Source organism: Macrococcoides bohemicum (assembly GCF_003259675.1).
Taxonomy (GTDB): Bacteria; Bacillota; Bacilli; order Staphylococcales; family Staphylococcaceae; genus Macrococcoides; species Macrococcoides bohemicum.
Genome location: NZ_PZJG01000001.1, coordinates 1 through 17359, shown reverse-complemented (window position 1 = coordinate 17359; position 17359 = coordinate 1). Strand labels below are relative to the sequence as shown.

18 protein-coding genes and 20 tRNA genes are annotated in these 17359 nt (G+C 36.1%); 4 read left to right on the top strand and 34 right to left on the bottom strand.

Going from position 1 to position 17359, the window contains the following annotated elements; genetic code table 11:
* Positions 1-16: 16 nt before the first annotated feature.
* The 8 genes from fumC to BHX94_RS00720 all read right to left on the bottom strand — a co-directional run bounded on the left by fumC (position 17) and on the right by BHX94_RS00720 (position 7231).
* Entirely contained in the window at positions 17-1402 is a 1386-nt protein-coding gene (fumC, locus tag BHX94_RS00750; protein ID WP_096075979.1) for a class II fumarate hydratase, read from the bottom strand.
* 110 nt (positions 1403-1512) lie between these two features.
* On the bottom strand, positions 1513-1656 hold the full coding sequence (locus BHX94_RS12745) for an SAS053 family DNA gyrase inhibitor (RefSeq protein WP_165958672.1): 144 nt from the start codon (positions 1654-1656) through the stop codon (positions 1513-1515).
* Between the two features lie 12 nt (positions 1657-1668).
* On the bottom strand, positions 1669-2280 hold the full coding sequence (locus BHX94_RS00745) for a sugar phosphate isomerase family (protein ID WP_111744515.1): 612 nt from the start codon (positions 2278-2280) through the stop codon (positions 1669-1671).
* Positions 2281-2610: 330 nt separating this feature from the next.
* Positions 2611-3348 (bottom strand): oxygen-insensitive NADPH nitroreductase, encoded by a 738-nt coding sequence (gene nfsA, locus BHX94_RS00740; protein WP_111744514.1) that lies wholly within the window; start codon positions 3346-3348, stop codon positions 2611-2613.
* 12 nt (positions 3349-3360) lie between these two features.
* Positions 3361-3834 (bottom strand): tRNA (uridine(34)/cytosine(34)/5-carboxymethylaminomethyluridine(34)-2'-O)-methyltransferase TrmL, encoded by a 474-nt coding sequence (trmL, locus tag BHX94_RS00735; RefSeq protein ID WP_096075976.1) that lies wholly within the window; start codon positions 3832-3834, stop codon positions 3361-3363.
* Positions 3835-4959 (bottom strand): tRNA epoxyqueuosine(34) reductase QueG, encoded by a 1125-nt coding sequence (gene queG, locus BHX94_RS00730; RefSeq protein ID WP_111744513.1) that lies wholly within the window; start codon positions 4957-4959, stop codon positions 3835-3837.
* Positions 4960-5109: 150 nt separating this feature from the next.
* On the bottom strand, positions 5110-5832 hold the full coding sequence (locus BHX94_RS00725) for an amino acid ABC transporter ATP-binding protein (protein WP_111744512.1): 723 nt from the start codon (positions 5830-5832) through the stop codon (positions 5110-5112).
* Complete coding sequence (locus BHX94_RS00720) at positions 5825-7231, bottom strand: ABC transporter substrate-binding protein/permease (RefSeq protein ID WP_111745066.1); 1407 nt, start codon at positions 7229-7231, stop codon at positions 5825-5827. Before BHX94_RS00720 ends, BHX94_RS00725 begins: the two co-directional genes overlap by 8 nt.
* Before the next feature lie 203 nt (positions 7232-7434).
* On the opposite strand from BHX94_RS00720, the gene BHX94_RS00715 reads away from it, so the two are divergent.
* Positions 7435-8589, top strand: a complete 1155-nt coding sequence (locus BHX94_RS00715) for an aminotransferase class I/II-fold pyridoxal phosphate-dependent enzyme (protein WP_111744511.1) — start codon at positions 7435-7437, stop codon at positions 8587-8589.
* A gap of 51 nt (positions 8590-8640) precedes the next feature.
* On the opposite strand, the gene BHX94_RS00710 is transcribed toward BHX94_RS00715, so the two are convergent.
* Entirely contained in the window at positions 8641-9687 is a 1047-nt protein-coding gene (locus tag BHX94_RS00710) for a PTS sugar transporter subunit IIC (protein ID WP_111744510.1), read from the bottom strand.
* 265 nt (positions 9688-9952) lie between these two features.
* Between BHX94_RS00710 and BHX94_RS00705 the strand changes: the two genes are divergently transcribed.
* Positions 9953-10507 carry an ATP-dependent Clp protease proteolytic subunit gene (locus BHX94_RS00705; protein ID WP_096075971.1) on the top strand — a complete coding sequence of 185 codons (555 nt, stop codon included), beginning with the start codon at positions 9953-9955 and terminating at the stop codon, positions 10505-10507.
* Positions 10508-10595: 88 nt separating this feature from the next.
* On the opposite strand, the gene BHX94_RS12740 is transcribed toward BHX94_RS00705, so the two are convergent.
* Entirely contained in the window at positions 10596-10766 is a 171-nt protein-coding gene (locus tag BHX94_RS12740; RefSeq protein ID WP_170120713.1) for a hypothetical protein, read from the bottom strand.
* A gap of 135 nt (positions 10767-10901) precedes the next feature.
* Here BHX94_RS12740 and BHX94_RS00700 point away from each other — a divergent pair, with 135 nt between their 5' ends.
* A complete protein-coding gene (locus BHX94_RS00700) occupies positions 10902-11174 on the top strand; it encodes a YkvA family protein (RefSeq protein ID WP_111744509.1) in 273 nt (90 codons plus the stop codon).
* 30 nt (positions 11175-11204) lie between these two features.
* Here the strand turns inward: BHX94_RS00700 and BHX94_RS00695 are convergent, their stop codons facing one another.
* Both BHX94_RS00695 and BHX94_RS00690 read right to left on the bottom strand, forming a co-directional pair.
* On the bottom strand, positions 11205-11597 hold the full coding sequence (locus tag BHX94_RS00695) for an HIRAN domain-containing protein (protein ID WP_111744508.1): 393 nt from the start codon (positions 11595-11597) through the stop codon (positions 11205-11207).
* A 1-nt stretch (position 11598) separates the two neighbouring features.
* Positions 11599-12414 carry a J domain-containing protein gene (locus tag BHX94_RS00690; protein ID WP_111744507.1) on the bottom strand — a complete coding sequence of 272 codons (816 nt, stop codon included), beginning with the start codon at positions 12412-12414 and terminating at the stop codon, positions 11599-11601.
* 179 nt (positions 12415-12593) lie between these two features.
* On the opposite strand from BHX94_RS00690, the gene BHX94_RS00685 reads away from it, so the two are divergent.
* The gene (locus tag BHX94_RS00685) at positions 12594-13505 is read left to right on the top strand and encodes a DMT family transporter (RefSeq protein WP_111744506.1); all 912 of its coding nucleotides are present in this window, start codon (positions 12594-12596) and stop codon (positions 13503-13505) included.
* Between the two features lie 294 nt (positions 13506-13799).
* On the opposite strand, the gene BHX94_RS00680 is transcribed toward BHX94_RS00685, so the two are convergent.
* The 22 genes from BHX94_RS00680 to BHX94_RS00575 form a co-directional block, all read right to left on the bottom strand.
* The gene (locus tag BHX94_RS00680; RefSeq protein ID WP_111744505.1) at positions 13800-14177 is read right to left on the bottom strand and encodes a PH domain-containing protein; all 378 of its coding nucleotides are present in this window, start codon (positions 14175-14177) and stop codon (positions 13800-13802) included.
* A 76-nt stretch (positions 14178-14253) separates the two neighbouring features.
* Complete coding sequence (locus BHX94_RS00675) at positions 14254-14946, bottom strand: GNAT family N-acetyltransferase (protein ID WP_111744504.1); 693 nt, start codon at positions 14944-14946, stop codon at positions 14254-14256.
* 130 nt (positions 14947-15076) lie between these two features.
* Positions 15077-15158, bottom strand: a tRNA-Leu gene (locus tag BHX94_RS00670).
* A gap of 354 nt (positions 15159-15512) precedes the next feature.
* Positions 15513-15586 (bottom strand) — tRNA-Cys (locus BHX94_RS00665).
* Between the two features lie 5 nt (positions 15587-15591).
* Positions 15592-15663: transfer RNA gene (locus BHX94_RS00660), tRNA-Gln, on the bottom strand.
* A gap of 17 nt (positions 15664-15680) precedes the next feature.
* Positions 15681-15753: transfer RNA gene (locus BHX94_RS00655), tRNA-His, on the bottom strand.
* Positions 15754-15755: 2 nt separating this feature from the next.
* A tRNA-Trp gene (locus BHX94_RS00650) sits at positions 15756-15829 on the bottom strand.
* Between the two features lie 20 nt (positions 15830-15849).
* Positions 15850-15933: transfer RNA gene (locus BHX94_RS00645), tRNA-Tyr, on the bottom strand.
* Positions 15934-15937: 4 nt separating this feature from the next.
* Positions 15938-16013: transfer RNA gene (locus tag BHX94_RS00640), tRNA-Thr, on the bottom strand.
* A 16-nt stretch (positions 16014-16029) separates the two neighbouring features.
* Positions 16030-16102, bottom strand: a tRNA-Phe gene (locus BHX94_RS00635).
* 7 nt (positions 16103-16109) lie between these two features.
* A tRNA-Asp gene (locus BHX94_RS00630) sits at positions 16110-16185 on the bottom strand.
* A gap of 8 nt (positions 16186-16193) precedes the next feature.
* Positions 16194-16267, bottom strand: a tRNA-Met gene (locus BHX94_RS00625).
* Between the two features lie 56 nt (positions 16268-16323).
* Positions 16324-16416 (bottom strand) — tRNA-Ser (locus tag BHX94_RS00620).
* Positions 16417-16436: 20 nt separating this feature from the next.
* A tRNA-Ile gene (locus BHX94_RS00615) sits at positions 16437-16510 on the bottom strand.
* 39 nt (positions 16511-16549) lie between these two features.
* Positions 16550-16623: transfer RNA gene (locus BHX94_RS00610), tRNA-Met, on the bottom strand.
* Between the two features lie 20 nt (positions 16624-16643).
* Positions 16644-16719, bottom strand: a tRNA-Ala gene (locus BHX94_RS00605).
* Between the two features lie 22 nt (positions 16720-16741).
* A tRNA-Pro gene (locus tag BHX94_RS00600) sits at positions 16742-16815 on the bottom strand.
* Positions 16816-16834: 19 nt separating this feature from the next.
* Positions 16835-16911, bottom strand: a tRNA-Arg gene (locus tag BHX94_RS00595).
* Between the two features lie 3 nt (positions 16912-16914).
* A tRNA-Leu gene (locus BHX94_RS00590) sits at positions 16915-17003 on the bottom strand.
* Positions 17004-17044: 41 nt separating this feature from the next.
* Positions 17045-17119: transfer RNA gene (locus BHX94_RS00585), tRNA-Gly, on the bottom strand.
* A 4-nt stretch (positions 17120-17123) separates the two neighbouring features.
* Positions 17124-17207 (bottom strand) — tRNA-Leu (locus BHX94_RS00580).
* 25 nt (positions 17208-17232) lie between these two features.
* Positions 17233-17305 (bottom strand) — tRNA-Lys (locus tag BHX94_RS00575).
* Positions 17306-17359 lie beyond the last annotated feature (54 nt).

The following is a 17359-nucleotide window of genomic DNA, read 5'->3' as shown; positions in this document are numbered from 1 at the left end:
TTCAGATTAAAACATTTTATTTTGGATGAATCATTTCCTCAGGTTTAATCCACTCATCAAATTGCTCTTCTGTTAAGAATCCTGAGTTTATTGCTGATTCTTTTAAAGTTAAACCTTCTTTATGTGCAGTTTTTGCGATATGTGCTGCTTTTTCATAACCGATGTGAGGGTTTAATGCCGTTACTAACATTAATGATTGATTCAAATAATTGTGAATATTTTCTTCAATCGGCTCGATACCAACCGCACAGTTATCATTAAATGAATTCATACCATCTGCTAAAAGATAAATTGATTGTAATGTGTTGTACATAATAACCGGTTTAAATACATTCAGTTCAAAGTTACCTTGACTTGCTGCAATACCAACTGCAGCGTCATTACCCATTACCTGAACAGCGACCATCGTCAACATTTCAGATTGCGTAGGGTTTACTTTACCTGGCATGATTGATGAACCTGGTTCATTTTCAGGAATTGATAATTCACCAAGACCTGCACGCGGCCCAGATGATAACCAGCGTACATCGTTAGCAATCTTCATTAAATCTGCAGCAAGTGCTTTTAATGCACCATGAACAAATGTCACTTCATCATGAGCAGTTAATGCATGGAATTTATTTGGCGATGATACGAAATCATAACCCGTTTGTACACCGATCTGTTTAGCAACGCGATCACCAAACTCAGGATGTGCATTAATTCCAGTACCAACCGCAGTACCTCCGATTGCTAAATTCAATAATTCTTTTTTAGATACGTTTAATAATGCTTCACATTTATCAAGCATATAACGCCAGCCAGAAATCTCTTGTCCTAAAGTTAATGGCGTTGCATCCTGTAAATGCGTACGACCAATCTTAATGATATCAGCAAACTTATCTTCTTTTTCTTTTAAAGTATTGCGAAGTGTATTTAATGCCGGCATTAATTTCGCTTCGATTTCATGGAAAAGTGCCACGTGCATTGCTGTTGGGTAAGTATCGTTCGATGATTGAGATTTATTCACATCATCATTTGGATGAACAGATTCTGTGCTTCCTGATTCTTTCAAGTACATATTTGCAACATATGCTACCACTTCATTAACGTTCATGTTACTTTGGGTACCTGAACCAGTTTGCCATACAACTAATGGAAAGTGTTCATCTAATTGGCCAGATAACACATCATCACATGCTTTTACGATAGCATCTGACTTCTCATCTGATAATTTACCTAAATCTTTGTTGACAATTGCTGCAGCCTTCTTAAGATGAGCAAATCCGTAAACGACTTCGATTGGCATCTTTTCTTTACCTACTGGAAAGTTTTGTTTACTTCGTTCAGTTTGTGCACCCCAATATTTATCTGATGGTACTTCGATTTCTCCAAATGTATCATGTTCAATTCTAAATGACATTAACTATCTCCCCTTATCTATTGATACTTATATTTTACATTAAATAACGCTTACATTCATTAATTAATCATAAAAATACAGTACATAAATCATTATGTACTGTTCAATACTTATTGAGGATCATCCTCTTGTTCCTGACCTTCTTCTCGCGCTTCAGCATTTTGTTCAGAGATTTGCTCCATCTCTTTACCTAATTCTACAACGTCGTCGAAATCAGTTACCATTTCATTTTTATTATCATGTGATGTTGACATATAATCATTCCTTTACGCAAATTTTTGGAAGTAGTATTCACGTATATCTTGAGGTAAACCAGCTGCTGCTGCATCATCTAAGATGACATTGACCATGCGATGTGTTTTTAAATTCGCTGCTTCAAAGTTGCCACCCGCTTCAGTATTGTATAGTTTTTCAACGATTGAAGCTTTGTCTGCACCTGTTAATACGATAATAATTTCACGTGCTGAACGTAAACCTTTATCGTTATCCTGATTTATCTCTTTATAACCGACAGAGCCATCTTGTGTAATCGTAGCAAATAACGTTGTCAACTTCCCTTTGTTCTCTTTAGTCTTCGCTTCGTCTTTAATCAATTCCATAATATCTTTACCTGTTGCTTCATGGTATTGTTTATCAACGATACCAACAGTGCCATAATCACCACGTAATTTATCATAGTCAAAGATATGAATTTGACTCGTCTCAACTGGATTACGAGCGATATCAGCCTTTAATTCTGCAATGACGTGACCTGCTTCATCACCTAAAGCAGTCGCGATAATTGATGTGGGATTGTTACTCATCTGCTTTCTAAATAAATCAGCAACGTAGTTCGATACGGTTAATTTATCTTCAAAAATTTTAAAATTCATTGCCATGTTCATTCCTCCTAAGAATCATTACTCATACTTTATTATATATGCTATACCCTATTTTGACAGCCCATAACACTATAAATATGAATATAATGAATTATTAAAACAAACATTTATTTGTGGTTTTAAAAGTGATTTGAATAGGTTATAATAGTTTTATTAATGAAATCTAGGGGGATTACCAATGAATACATTATTAATCGGTATGGTATGTATCGCTTTCCTAACAGCTATCTTAACTGCTGGCAAAGAATCTAGCTACGGTGTTAAGGAAGAAGATTTAAACAAATAATCACAAAATAAGCCGAAGACAAATTTGTCTTCGGCTTATTTTTATTGTTTTAGAAAACCTTGTTGCTTTACGACACCATCCACATCAAGACGCGCTTTACCACCAAGCATTTGTATCACCTGTTCACTCCATTTATCATTACGTTTACCTTCAGTTCGTGCCTTATAGTAAGCACTCGTGCGCGCATCATAAGCTTTGTAATCATCATAATTAAAAGGCTGATATGTATTCTCATGATAAACGACGTTCAATGGTAATCTCTCTTTCTGACTACCTTCATCATCCGGCACACCGACGACCATGCCAAACAATGGATACGTGTAATCCGGTAAATTAAGCAATTCTATCACACGTTGCATATTATTGCGTAATGAACCGATATAACAAATACCAAGTCCCATACTTTCAGCTGCGACCGCCATATTCTGACTAGCTAAAGCTGCATCTACCGTACCGACTAATAGCGATTCTGTCGTCCCAAAATAATCATCTACATTTGAGTTTAAGTGGTTACCTAATCCATGATGACGATGATAATCAACCACAAAGACAAATAGATGACCATTATATTCAACGTAAGATTGACCACTGATTTCTCTAAGTTGCTGCTTAATATGCTGGCTAGTGATACCGATAATTGAATATGCTTGTACATAACTTGATGTCGATGCACTTTGTGCTGAATGCACTAAAGTCTTAATCGTCTCCTGATCGAGCGCTTTATCTTTAAATTTACGAATTGATCGATGGTTCTGTAATAACTGAATCATATCGTTCATCACTTGACCTCCTTAGTTTAAACCTGGATAGTTTTGTTGACGTAAAGCTTCATAGATTAATATTGCTGCAGTATTTGATAAATTAAGCGAACGAACATTGTCGTTCATTGGAATGCGCAGTGCTGTGTCCATATATTTTTCTTTAACCCAGTCCGGTAAGCCCGTTGTTTCACGACCAAAGATAAAGAAATGTTTCTCGTCAGGGTTACTATAATCGAATGTCGTATGAGGTTTCGTACCAAACTTCGTCAGTAAATAATAGTGACCTTCATTCTTTTCAAAGAATTCTTCGATACTATCGTAATAGGTGATATTTACAAATTTCCAGTAATCCAAGCCGGCACGACGTAACATTTTATCGTCAGTAGAGAATCCTAGCGGACGAATTAAATGAAGATGCGTATCTGTTGCTGCACAACTTCTAGCGATATTTCCTGTGTTAGCAGGTATTTCAGGTTGATATAATACTACGTTAATTGATGACATTTATTTTTCCACACTTTCTATACTTTTTAATATTTCTAGTTTAACATCATTATCTATTTCTTTTTCATATCTTGCCTTTAAATAATCAATTTCATCACGACTAATTTGACCAATCGCCCAATAAGCAGTGCCCTTAATTTCTGGTCGAGGATCACTTTCTGCGACTTCCTTTAGATCCGGTATCGCATCGATTTCATTGAAATGAGCAAGCGCTAATATAGCATTGCGTTGAATCGGTTTCTTGCCTCGCCATGCACCAGCTAAATGACCAAATTCTGCTTTGAAAGTTTTATTCGTCATCTTTAATAATGGTACGAGTAACGGCTTTAAATTCTCAGGTTCCAGTTCAATATCCTCATGTGTTGTATTGATACCACGATTCTTTGGACAAACTTGCTGACATGTGTCGCACCCATATAGACGATTACCAATCTTCCCCCGATATTCATCCGGCATAAATCCTTTCTTCTGGGTAAGGAAACTGATGCATTTATTCGAATCAAGCTGCCCATTACCTAGTAGAGCACCTGTCGGACAACGATCTATACATATTGTACAATCTAAACATGAATCTATTACAGGATGATCGGGCTCAAATGGAATCGATACAAGTATTTCACCAAGATAAGTCCATGTGCCTAAATCTTTATTTAATATAAATCCATTTTTAGCTGCATAGCCGAGACCAGCACGTTCAGCTACTGCCCTATCACTGAGCACACCCGTATCTACCATATTCATCGTTTTTGCTTCAGGGACTCTCTCTTTAATAAATGCGACAAGCAGTTCGAGTCGTTTATTTAATAAAGTGTGATAATCAATTCCCCATGATGCACGCGCAAAAATACCTCGTCTTGCTCCACGAATACTCTTCGGTGCATTAGGTAGCTTATTCGGATAACCGACTGCAATCGCAATAATAGACTGTGCTTCAGGGAGAGAAAGCCTAGGGTTGATACGTTCTTCAATCGTGCCCTTTTCAAATCCGGAATCATAGTTATTTGCATAATATGCTTCAAGTTTTGGACGCAGTGACTCAAAAGGATCTGCTGTAGTGAAACCGATAGCATCTATGCCGATCGTCTTACTATATTCTATAATTTCCTGCTTTAACTGCTGATACACTTCTCTTCCCTCCTCACTTTATAAGACTATTATTTTACCATAAAATACGCTGTTTTATGAGATAATAATTAAATCAATAAAACAAAAACTGCTACAATCAAATTTGATTGTAGCAGTTTTCTTACTTTACTTATTAATATTTACGAAGCATTATAAAACTTTCGATAAAAATGCTTTCGCACGTTCATTTTGAGGGTTATTAAATAATTGTTCTGGTGGTGCATCTTCCTGAACGACGCCATTATCCATAAATACAACTCTGTCAGCAACTTCTCTGGCAAAGCCCATCTCATGGGTTACGACGACCATCGTCATCCCTTCTTCAGCTAGCTTCTTCATAACAGCTAATACATCTCCTACTACTTCAGGATCAAGCGCTGACGTTGGCTCGTCGAATAAGATAACATCCGGATCCATTGCGAGCGCTCTGGCAATCGCTACACGCTGCTTTTGACCACCAGATAATTGTGAAGGATAATTGTCTGCTCTATCAGATAATCCAACCTTCTTTAGTAAATCTAATGCTTTTGCTTCTAATTCAGTTTTCTTACCCTTACCTTGTAATGATGGTGCAAGTATTAAGTTCTCTTTTGCAGTCTTATGTGGAAACAGATTAAAGCTTTGGAATACCATGCCCATCTTCTGACGGAGTTTATTAATATCTGTCCCTTTAGCAGTGAGTGCATTACCTTCAAATATAATTTCACCGCTCGTCGGTGTTTCCAGTAGATTTAAACAACGTAACAGCGTAGATTTACCACTTCCGGAAGGACCGATAATCGCAACAACCTCTCCTTCTGAAATTTCAAGATCAATGCCTTTTAACACTTCAACTTTACCAAAATATTTATGCAAATTATTTACTTTAATCACTAACCCTCATTCTCCTTTCAAATACATTCATCACTCGACTCAGTGCAAATGTAAGGATGAAGTATACAACTGCAGCAATCAATAATGGTGTGAACGGATCAAATGATGCACCTTGAACAACTTGTGCATTAAACATTAATTCAGAAACACCGATAACCGAAACGATTGATGATTCTTTAATTACAGTTACGAATTCATTACCTAAAGCCGGTAAGATATTCTTAATTGCTTGAGGCATGACGACTTTATTCATTGTCTGTGCATGGCTTAAACCTAAAGAACGCGCTGCTTCTGTTTGACCTTTATCTACTGCATTGATACCGGCACGAATAATTTCGGCAATATATGCTGCACAGTTAATAACTAATGCAATTGCACCACAAATAAATGCAGACAAGTCGATACCTAATACTGCTGTAGTTCCAAAATAAACTAAAAATACTTGGACAAGTAATGGTGTTCCACGAATAAACTCAATGTAGATCCATGATAATGTTTTCAAGATAATATGCTTACTCAATTTCATAAAGGCTAGAACACCACCAAAGATTGAGCCTAAAACTACACCAATTAATGAAATTAAGATTGTAGCCCCGATACCCTGAATAAAGAATGAACTATATTTACTGAAAAATGATCCTTCATCAAACATCGCTTCATTCGCTTTATCTTTATAACCTTTCATTAATCCTTTATCTTCGACTTCTTTAATCGTTTTATTAAGCGCATCAAGTAACTTCGGAGAACCTTTCGGCAAAGCAATTGCCGTTCCTTTATTCTCATCAGCAAACTGCATATCAGAGAAAGCTAAGTTTGTATTTTGTGATAAATATGCTTCACCAACAGGACCTTCTAATACGACGCCATCAATCTTACCTGTATTTAAAGACATAATAATTTCAGGCACACGTGTCAGTGACGTTACATTCGCATCAGGAATTTCAGTCTTTGCAAGCTCTTCTTGTGTTGTTTGTTTTTGAACGCCAATGTTTTTACCTTTGAAATCTTCAATTGATTTTAACTTTTTTGCATCTTTCTTCTGTATAATCATACGCTGCTGAACATGCATATAATAGTCAGAGAAGTCCACTTCTTTTTTACGTTCAGGTGTTGGTGACATACCGGAAATAATTACATCAATCTTCCCAGTCTTTAAAGCACCGAGTAAACTATCAAACTGCATATTTACTATCTTTAATTCAACACCCAGATCTTTCGCTAATTTTTTTGAAAGTTCAATATCAATACCTGCATATTCTCGCTTTCCGTTAACTGTTTTCTCAAATTCATATGGTGCATAATCGGCAGATAATCCGACGCGCAGCACACCATTTTTCTTAATCGTATCGAATTGATCGGTTTTTGCATGAGCCGTAAATGGTGTAATCGTAGCAATCATGACAATCAATAATAGATAGCTTAATAACTTTTTAAAAGACAATGACTTCCCCTCCTTTGAATAAAATTTATTATACACTTATATGTATAAGTATACAAGTCGGAATTTTTATTTTTTTCTGTTTATTGTACTTATCCTTTTGCTTGTTAAAGGGAGATAGCGTATAATCATTAACAAAAATAGTTGAAAGAGAAGTGTATAAAATGCCGCAATTAAATGAATTCATCAATGAAGTAACAATACCCGGAACGAGAGAGTTTGCAAATAAAGCAGCAGGACTAGAAGATTGTATCGATTTAACGTTAGGACAGTCAGATTTCGCTCCTCCTGCATCAGTCAAAATTGCGATGATTGAGGCGATTAAAAATGATAAACTACGATATACACATAATAGAGGTTTAATAGAGCTGAGAAATGAGATTGCAAAGTCGATTCAGAAAAAATTTAATATCAGTTATGATCCTGAAACAGAGATTGTAGTTACAAACGGAGGTTCAGAAGCGATCGATGATGTATTTAGAACAATCATTAACCCTGGAGATGAAGTTATCTTACCCTCACCATGTTATTTAGGATATGAACCTATCATCAAGTTGCTCGGTGCTAAAGTAGTGCTCGTTGATACTTCAAAGACCCACCTTGTACCTACACCAGAAGCAATTAAAGCAGCAATAACACCTAAAACAAAAGCAGTACTATTCAACTATCCGACAAATCCTACCGGTATGACATTAACGTATGAACAAATTCAAGGATTAGCAAATATGTTAAAAGACGAAGATATCTTTATCGTGACAGATGAAATATACAGTGAGAATGTATATGACACACCACATCATTCATTCTTAGAGTTTCCTGAACTGAGAGATAAATTATTTGTTATCAATGGTCTATCAAAATCCCATGCAGTGACAGGTGCCCGTATCGGTTACGTTGTGTCTAATGCAGAACTCATTACTCACGTCACATCAGTACATCTATATAATTCAATCTGTGTAGCAACACCGAGTCAATATGGTGCGATAGAAGCATTCAAAGATACAGAGACAGTAAAAATTATGAATAAAGCATACATCGAACGCAGAGATTTCTTATATGAAAAATTAACCGGATTAGGATTACCGGTTGAAAAACCACAAGGTGCGTTTTATATCTTCCCGGATATATCAGCTTACAATAGCGATTCGTATCAGTTTGCCTTAGACCTACTGGATCAAGAAAGATTGGCAGTTGTACCAGGAAGTGCATTCTCAAAATATGGTGAAGGACATATTAGATTATCATTTGCATCAAGTATGGAAGAGATTAAAGAGGCAATGGTAAGATTAGAACGATTTTTAAAAAATTATAATAAATAGCGTTAAAAAGTGGCCCGGTTCTCTTAATGAACCGGACCACTTTGCTTTATACTAATGTTCTGCTTTATAAAGATATATTTCATCATTATATCGCGGTAATACTTTTTTTAGTAATTGATGAGACAAAAATGCTATTGGTAACGGAATGATGACATATGCTAACAGTAAACTGATAACATTCTGCATTATAGTGCCTTCCATAAACTTTAAAGCGTTGATAGGACCGACTAGTCCAGTATACCCAAATCCAGCAGACATCGGTGTACCTTGAACGTTAAAGAAGTATGCACATAATCCTCCAATGATACCATTGATAAGTAGCGGTACCATAATAATCGGATGTTTGAAATACACCGGCATCATCATTTTCGCTGCGCCAATAATTAATGTGATAATCGTACCTTTATCATTTACACGCAGTGCACCGAATAAGAATGTGTAACAACATGCAACAATACCTAAGTTTGCTGCGCCACTTCCTAATCCCGATAAACTAATAACAGTTGCAATTGCAACAAGAGAAATTGGTGTTGCCATCAAAAGACTATAACTAATCGCAATCAAAATACACATTAAGAGTGGATTTAAAGTAGTAAAATGCTGAATGACCTGGCCAATCGCACCTGTAAATTGTTTTACGAAAGGCAATGTAAGAGAACCGATAAAGCCAGGTAAAATTCCTGCAAACAAAGGTAAAAAGACGATATTCAAACTTCCCATCTTATTTCCTAGTACAATTAAAACAAAAGCACTAAGCGCGACGGTTAACATCATGTTTATAATGTCACCGATACCTGCAAACATAAAGCCTTTACCATTAAACTGAACGGCACCAGAACCAAGTACAGAAGCTCCAGAAAGTATTGCTGTCTGTAAACCGTTAAATTTAAATTGCTGACTGATCGTAATACCAGCTAACGCACTTAAACAGAACTGAAAGATAACCAATAATTGTCCAAGACTGGTAAACACAGGATGATAACCTGCTAAATATTTAAAAAGCTCCCCAAGCATTGCGTTTGGCACTAAAGCAACGACAATACCGGCTGCCATTCCATTTAAAATATTAGTGAAGAATTGTTTTGCGCTAATATTCATCTGTACACCTACCCTATAATTGTAAATTTAAATATCTATTAAAAGAATGTATAATATTATTTCTAACATACTTTAGCGCTTAAAAACAATAAATTTTTAAAAATTCAATGCTATTTCTTTTAATTAATTCTTTCATAACATAATCCAAAAATAAAGCAAGACTGCTATACAAAAATAAAGATATTTTATCTTATTAATCCATATTTTTTGACTTAAATTGACCAAAACAATAAAATAATTATAACAAGCTTATAGGAGGCACATTATGACAAACGAAAACAAAGATCTTATGTTAGAAAAAATGATAGAATCACGTACAATCTTAATCTCAGGTGGTATTGATGATAAATCAGCGAAAGAAGTTGTTAATCAATTATTATTATTAGATTCAATCAATCATGAGCCGATTAAATTAATCATCTCATCTCCAGGTGGACATGTCGATTCAGGTTATTTAATTCACGATATGATCAATTTCATCGAATCAGAAGTTAAGATTATCGGTGCAGGATGGGTAGTTAGTGCCGGCGTATTAATTTACTTATCAGGTAAAAAAGAAAATCGCTACGCATTACCAAATACACGCTTCATGATTCACCAACCAAGTGGTGGTACACAAGGACAAGCGTCTAACATGGAAATCACAGCAAAAGAAATTATCCGTACACGTCAAAAATTAAACGAATTAATCGCACGTGAAACTGGTAAATCTGTAGAAGAAGTTGAACAACATACAGGTCGTGATTACTGGTTAAGCACACAAGAAGCTTTAGAATACGGTATTGTTAATAAAATTATTGAAAACCAAAAAGAAATCTAAATCATAAATTCCAATGCGCATTTTGATGCATTGGGATTTTTTGTATTCCAATTTTAGCGGTATCTTCTATCTTCATCAATCGATTCCGCTAAAGCTTCAAATAATCATTGATGTAACCGACTCTGTTATCACTATATTCATATTGATTAATAAAATCTATCTGATTCAGTATCTTTAATTTACTGTATTGCTCATACAGCATCGAACCTTTCATATGTTCCATTAATATATTTGTTATTTCATCTGTCGTAATACACATCGACCGCTAACATAATGCATGTTCTGTAATGCAAATAACACCCCTCTTACTGAAGCCAAATTATCACGTCCTATCTATAATTTGCATCTTTTTATTATATTCGATATTATGACTAAAAACTATCGAGGTTAAAAGATGAATATAAAACAACGCGCAAAACAAGTAAAAATAGATGTACCAGCAATATTTATCGCATTACATAAAAAAGAAACACCAATACTCGCTAAAGTATTGGCGCTTATCACTATCATCTATGCATTGTCACCTATAGACCTTATACCTGATTTTATTCCAGTACTAGGATTTTTAGTTGACATTATCTTGTTACCATTATTCATTAGTTTAACCATTAAACGTCTAAACAATTCCCATATCTCATGGTTAATACGCACAGTCATACTTAAATAATCTTTATAATAATCTTTATCTTTTAATACATTAGTCTTTTAAAAATATATCTATCTTTATCTTTACCCAATTTCCGTTCATACTTTTCGATGAAATTTTACCAAAAAGTAGCTTACCGGCATCCATCAGCCTCGAAAATATTATATTATCTGCTTTAGGAATATACCCTAGCTTAACACCATCAGCATTTTTTATCATTATAGCCTGTGCATCATAAGGATTATCTGGTTCTCTATAAAAATTTAATAGATTACCAACCATTAGGTACGCATATAACTCTTCTAAACCCTCAATATGCGATGTTCCGGCGATATAAGTATCAAATAAAAAGATTTCACGCGCAAAAGGCAACGGTACCGTTAAATTTTTATTATGGATTAAATGCATCAATCCATGGTCATTCGGTTTATCTATTTCGTGCATTTTACACACCTCGCAATGCATCAATCTTTTGCTCAAATATTTTAATTACTTCATCCAGCTGAATTAATACTTGTTCGAGCTCAGTCTTTTTCTTCTCTATTGCATCCTGATCAGTTATTATTGACTTCATCGTATAAGGGTATGACGCTTTTATCTGTTCAATCTCAAGCTTAATCAGTTCTAACTTTTGACACAATTTATCACGTCCATCAAGAACAGACCTATTATCCAATTTTTTATCATTTGAAGTGTCATTGATAATGAAATATATCATTTCAATTGTGAGTATGTCACATTTTTCATATGCACTGACTGCATTTTGAAATAACTTTAACTGCTCCTCGGTTAAATCGCTATTTAAATCAGGATGTAATGACTTAACGATTGTTCGATACATCTTTTTTAATGCTTTATAATCTTCTTCTGACAGTGCTTCACCTTTTTGATAGTCAATAGCATTATTCAATTTGTTCAGCTGTTCATCCAGTTGATGTTTGTATATGATAAACTCCTGATCCAGTTGCTCATCAATTAAAGGTAAATCTACTTTCTCCTGACGATTTAACTTCGCCTGAATCAGTTCCATCCTCCGTTTTAAGCGTAAATATAAACACTCTTTTTCAAATATTTTATATTCCAAAAATCCGAGATGTATCATATACGCTGTTTCGATATTTTTACACTCCACAAATAAAAGTTCATCGCGCTCGAGTATTAACATCGATATCTCTATTTTAAGCTTTTTAACTTCCTGTGTTATGCCATCAATATCTGGAAATATTATTATATTATTCTCCACATTAAGTTCATTAGTCATATTTAATCACTCCTTTCAATACACGGTACATTTCAAATATATTTATTAATTATTATGCATAACAAAGTTAATACTGTAAATCAAAAATTGTCCACACAAAAGAAACAACGTTCACGTCATATTGACATTCTTATATATGGAAATTTATAATCAATATAATGCTTGAAAGGAGTGAAGTGATGAATAATAAATTAAAAGGGATTATGTTTGTCACCTTAGGGTCAATATTCTGGGGTGTCGGCGGAACAGTATCCCAGCAAATCTTTCAAGGCTATAGCATACCACTTGACTGGTTTATTACCATTAGATTAATCTTAAGCGGCATATTTTTACTTTGCCTGGCTATGATACGGAAGCAAAATATCCTGAATGTATTTCGTGATAAACATACTTTTTTCCAGCTTGTGATTTACTCATTATTTGGAATGCTCGCGGTACAGTATACATTTCTAGCATCAATAGAAGCGGGTAATGCAGCAGTAGCTACACTCTTACAATACTTAGCGCCGATTGTCATCCTGACTTTCCTGCTTATTACACGTAAGACAGAGTTTAGAGCAATAGATCTGATTATTATACTCGTATCCTCATTCGGAACATTCCTATTGCTCACGAGTGGTAATATTAACAATGTTGTCGTACCTCCAGCAGCAATTATCTGGGGATTATTATCAGCAATCGCAGCAGCGTTCTATACAATGTATGCCGGAAGACTCTTTGTCCGTAATACACCACTTGTCATTATCGGATGGGCGATGCTTATAGCTGGTTTGTTTATCAGTCTATTCAATAGACACTGGCAGATAAATCCATTGTCATATGGTGTAATGTTTAACGTCTATCTCATATTCGTTATCATCGTTGGAACCGCGCTAGCCTTCTTCCTATATCTACTCAGCGTAAAATATATCGATCCACAACTTACTGCACTACTCGGATGTATTGAACCATTAACAGCAGTTATCCTCAGTATTGTCTGGCTGAAACAACCATTTGATATCATCCAATGTGCTGGAATGATTATTATACTCGGTGTCGTGCTATTCATATCTATATTAAATACAAAAGAAAAAAACCAAGCATCTCATTAATGAGATGTTTGGTTTTTCTAATAATCATACGTCATTTGTTCCATTCTCGTATTTTCTTTTAATTCTTTATCAATGTCAAAGTAATCGTGCTAGATTTAACCATTTATGCACCTCCAATGTAAATACAATGTATTACTTTCTTAAAATATTCACAAGTAATTTTACACTTTATTGTTAGATAATAATAATTATATTTTTATCATTAAATTTAATAACAATGCTTAATAACTCTAATAAAAGTTGATACAAAAAAAGCAAGCCCACAGATTAATAATTATAATCTGCGGGCTTTGATTAATTAAGTAATCTCATCGCTATTAATTTTTGTAATTTCACAATATCAGTGTCTTTATTAAATAATTTAACGATAGGCATTTGAATCCCTGCCACAAATAATTTTAATTCTGCATCGATATCAAATCGACCTGCATTTTCAACACTGAATGCTCGAATATTTTTATAAGGAATTGTAATAAACTCAATCTTCTTACCTGAGAACCCTTGTTTATCAACGATTAAGATACGTTTATTCGTGAACACAAACAAATCCCGAATAAGAATAAAACTCGCCTCAACTACTTCATCTTCAAGCAAATAATCCTGAAATTCATTTTGAACTTCCTCTGTATTTTTTTCACTAGAGTTACCCATCAATTCATCAAATAATCCCATAATAATTCCTCCTTATTGTTTATAGTTCCAATATAACAAAATAGAATTGGTATTAATATGAATGAGTATGTGCCGGTTACATTTCGCTTAATGATTTTAATTGATTTTCATTGCTATCAAAGTTACTATCATCTAACCACGACTCTAATTTCAATTTATTGGCTAGCCATTCTTTATCGATAATTGAAAACCAATTTGTATCACGGTTACGTCCTTTATAAACAGTAGCTTGTCTAAATGTGCCTTCAAACGTAAAGCCTAATCGTGTTGCTGATTTATTAGAAGCTTCATTTAAGCTATCACATTTCCATTCATAGCGTCGGTACTGCAAGTTTTCAAATACGTACTTCATAACTAAATATTGCGCTTCTGTAGCCTCTCTGCTGCGTTTTAATAATGGAGAATACACAATCCATCCCATTTCAATGACCCTATTCAGGTTGTCTATACGCATTAGAGAGAATGTCCCTACTGCTTTTTGTGTTTGATTGTCGATAATCGTTAAATAGTAAGGATCAACAGAAGCTATTAACTGTATTAAATAATCTTTAAATTCTAATTTACTCTCAAATCTTTGAATCGGCATATATGTAAGATGTTCTGGTTCTGATGATGCACCGTATATTTCATATAGATCATCACAGTGCTTAATATTAATTTTTTCTATAGTGACAGTCTTTCCTATGATTGATTGTATGTTAGGAAGTATTCCAGGGGAGTAATCTTCAATCAAATCTCCTACTGGTTGATTGTATTCGTTGTATCTCATATTTATCCTACTTTCATAAGTCTGTCTGTTGCTATTATATTGAACAATTCCAGATACTCCAAGTATCCGGAATTGTTCAGGTATCTAAAATAAAAAAAGTCCCTCTAACTAAAAGTTAAAGGGACATTAGTACCACCGGTCGGGGTCGAACCGACACTCCGTTAGGAACCGGATTTTGAGTCCGGCGCGTCTGCCAATTCCGCCACGGTGGCTTAGTAAAATTTATTATTTAATAAGTATAATACTTAAAAAAATTATGGTCAAGAATTTCATCCTATTTTCAATCTCTGTTCACAAATAGCAAATGAACTGTTATAATGAACGTGTAATAAAGTCTCGTCAACTTTATTATCACCAAATTTCATTTTCGTTTAATTACTTTTAACTACAGAATCCTTTCTGTAGTTCTTTTTTTGTCTCTATTTATCACATAAATTCTACGAAAAAAATAAGCATGCATCATGCAGCTTAATAAAAAATGGAGCGGAAGGTAGGACTTACACCTACATCTCGAACCAGGAAGGTCCGTATTCTAAAAGTTGAAATACTCCCGCATATATAAATAATGGAGGCGCCAACCGGATTTGAACCGGTGATAAAGGTTTTGCAGACCTCTGCCTTACCACTTGGCTATGGCGCCTAAAGCTGGGCTAGCTGGATTCGAACCAACGAGTGACGGAGTCAAAGTCCGTTGCCTTACCGCTTGGCTATAGCCCAATATTAAAAAAATTAAGGGCGACTGATGGGAATCGAACCCACGAGTGTCGGAACCACAATCCGATGCGTTAACCACTTCGCCACAATCGCCATGGCAGGGGCAGTAGGAATCGAACCCACATCAAAGGTTTTGGAGACCTCTATTCTACCGTTGAACTATGCCCCTAAAAATAAACAAATAAAAAATGGTGGAGGGGGGCAGATTCGAACTGCCGAACCCGAAGGAGCGGATTTACAGTCCGCCGCGTTTAGCCACTTCGCTACCCCTCCAAGATGGTGCCGGAAAAAGGACTTGAACCCTCAACCTACTGATTACAAGTCAGTTGCTCTACCAGTTGAGCTATTCCGGCAGAATAATAAAAAAGATGGCTCAGGACGGAATCGAACCGCCGACACATGGATTTTCAATCCATTGCTCTACCGACTGAGCTACTGAGCCATACAAATGGCGGTCCCGACGGGAATCGAACCCGCGATCTCCTGCGTGACAGGCAGGCATGTTAACCGCTACACCACGGGACCACTAATAATTGCGGGAGGCGGATTTGAACCACCGACCTTCGGGTTATGAGCCCGACGAGCTACCAGACTGCTCCATCCCGCGATAATAATAAATAATTGAAAATCTTTTTTATTTTATTTTGCTGAAGTAAAAAATAATGGCGGAGGAAGAGGGATTCGAACCCCCGCGAGCCGTTAAGCCCCTGTCGGTTTTCAAGACCGATCCCTTCAGCCGGACTTGGGTATTCCTCCATTATATAAAAATAATTAAATGGACCTTGCAGGACTCGAACCTGCGACCCAACGGTTATGAGCCGTTTGCTCTAACCAACTGAGCTAAAGGTCCTAAATCCTAAAAGTACACATTAAGTTTTAAAAAAGATAGTGGCGGCAGAGGGGATCGAACCCCCGACCTCACGGGTATGAACCGTACGCTCTAGCCAGCTGAGCTACGCCGCCGAAATAATATTTAGTTAATATGGTGGAGACTAGCGGGATCGAACCGCTGACCTCCTGCGTGCAAAGCAGGCGCTCTCCCAGCTGAGCTAAGCCCCCATATTAAAGCTTTTAAAGCAAATCGGGAAGACAGGATTCGAACCTGCGACCCCTTGGTCCCAAACCAAGTGCTCTACCAAGCTGAGCTACTTCCCGTAGCTAGTAATTAAAATAATGGCGCGCCCGAGAGGAGTCGAACCCCTAACCTTTTGATCCGTAGTCAAACGCTCTATCCAATTGAGCTACGGGCGCTAATGGTGCCGAGGACCGGAATCGAACCGGTACGGTAATCACTTACCGCAGGATTTTAAGTCCTGTGCGTCTGCCAGTTCCGCCACCCCGGCTTTTTAAATAATAAAAGCCATAATTATTACGATAGAATTAATGGAGCGAAAGACGGGATTCGAACCCGCGACCCCAACCTTGGCAAGGTTGTATTCTACCACTGAACTACTTTCGCAATATGGTGCGGGTGAAGGGAGTCGAACCCCCACGCCAAAGGCGCTAGATCCTAAGTCTAGTGCGTCTGCCAGTTCCGCCACACCCGCGCAAAATAATATTTATTAAAAAAGATGAGCCATAGAGGATTCGAACCTCTGACCCTTTGATTAAAAGTCAAATGCTCTACCAACTGAGCTAATGGCTCAAAGAAATGGTGCCGGAAAAAGGACTTGAACCCTCAACCTACTGATTACAAGTC

What these genes read in the sequence shown, in the direction of transcription:
- fumC (WP_096075979.1), bottom strand. Translation starts at nt 1,402, where the DNA reads ATGTCATTTAGAATTGAACATGATACATTTGGAGAAATCGAAGTACCA.
- BHX94_RS12745 (WP_165958672.1), bottom strand. Translation starts at nt 1,656, where the DNA reads ATGTCAACATCACATGATAATAAAAATGAAATGGTAACTGATTTCGAC.
- BHX94_RS00745 (WP_111744515.1), bottom strand. Translation starts at nt 2,280, where the DNA reads ATGGCAATGAATTTTAAAATTTTTGAAGATAAATTAACCGTATCGAAC.
- nfsA (WP_111744514.1), bottom strand. Translation starts at nt 3,348, where the DNA reads ATGAACGATATGATTCAGTTATTACAGAACCATCGATCAATTCGTAAA.
- trmL (WP_096075976.1), bottom strand. Translation starts at nt 3,834, where the DNA reads ATGTCATCAATTAACGTAGTATTATATCAACCTGAAATACCTGCTAAC.
- BHX94_RS00720 (WP_111745066.1), bottom strand. Translation starts at nt 7,231, where the DNA reads ATGATTGCTACGATTACACCATTTACGGCTCATGCAAAAACCGATCAA.
- BHX94_RS00715 (WP_111744511.1), top strand. Translation starts at nt 7,435, where the DNA reads ATGCCGCAATTAAATGAATTCATCAATGAAGTAACAATACCCGGAACG.
- BHX94_RS00710 (WP_111744510.1), bottom strand. Translation starts at nt 9,687, where the DNA reads ATGAATATTAGCGCAAAACAATTCTTCACTAATATTTTAAATGGAATG.
- BHX94_RS00705 (WP_096075971.1), top strand. Translation starts at nt 9,953, where the DNA reads ATGACAAACGAAAACAAAGATCTTATGTTAGAAAAAATGATAGAATCA.
- BHX94_RS12740 (WP_170120713.1), bottom strand. Translation starts at nt 10,766, where the DNA reads ATGTGTATTACGACAGATGAAATAACAAATATATTAATGGAACATATG.
- BHX94_RS00700 (WP_111744509.1), top strand. Translation starts at nt 10,902, where the DNA reads ATGAATATAAAACAACGCGCAAAACAAGTAAAAATAGATGTACCAGCA.
- BHX94_RS00695 (WP_111744508.1), bottom strand. Translation starts at nt 11,597, where the DNA reads ATGCACGAAATAGATAAACCGAATGACCATGGATTGATGCATTTAATC.
- BHX94_RS00690 (WP_111744507.1), bottom strand. Translation starts at nt 12,414, where the DNA reads ATGACTAATGAACTTAATGTGGAGAATAATATAATAATATTTCCAGAT.
- BHX94_RS00685 (WP_111744506.1), top strand. Translation starts at nt 12,594, where the DNA reads ATGAATAATAAATTAAAAGGGATTATGTTTGTCACCTTAGGGTCAATA.
- BHX94_RS00680 (WP_111744505.1), bottom strand. Translation starts at nt 14,177, where the DNA reads ATGGGATTATTTGATGAATTGATGGGTAACTCTAGTGAAAAAAATACA.
- BHX94_RS00675 (WP_111744504.1), bottom strand. Translation starts at nt 14,946, where the DNA reads ATGAGATACAACGAATACAATCAACCAGTAGGAGATTTGATTGAAGAT.